The sequence below is a fragment of the Flavobacterium nitrogenifigens genome, assembly GCF_003254565.1.
GTDB lineage: Bacteria > Bacteroidota > Bacteroidia > Flavobacteriales > Flavobacteriaceae > Flavobacterium > Flavobacterium nitrogenifigens.
Genome location: NZ_QJRI01000086.1, coordinates 1 through 433 on the forward strand (window position 1 = coordinate 1; position 433 = coordinate 433).

The following is a 433-nucleotide window of genomic DNA, read 5'->3' on the forward strand; positions in this document are numbered from 1 at the left end:
TACTTGGACAACTGCTCCAACAGCTCTAAATGTGACTTTAGAATGCAATGACACAGAAGGTCTTGCTACAGCACAGGCTCAGATTCCGACAGCTTCTGACCTTTGCGATGCTGATGTTTCAAACATCACTAAAGTAAGCGGACAGTTCGTTGCCACTGAAGGATGCGGAAACGCGGGAACTTACACCAACACTTGGACTGTAAAAGACGACTGCGGTAACACATCTGACACTTTCACCCAAGTGATCACCATTCAAGATACTACTGCGCCAACTTGGACAACACAAGCTGGTTCTCTAAATGTAACCTTGGAATGCAGCGATGCCGCTGGCCTTGCCACAGCACAGGCTCAGATCCCAACAGCTTCCGACCTTTGCGATGCTGATGTTTCAAACATCACTAAAGTAAGCGGACAGTTCGTTGCCTCTGAAGGA

Annotated in this window: 1 protein-coding gene; it reads left to right on the forward strand. The window is 47.8% G+C overall.

Annotated features, from left to right (window positions below):
- Positions 1 to 433: hypothetical protein (locus tag DM397_RS00370; protein WP_204251849.1), on the forward strand; the 433-nt coding region annotated here is incomplete at both ends.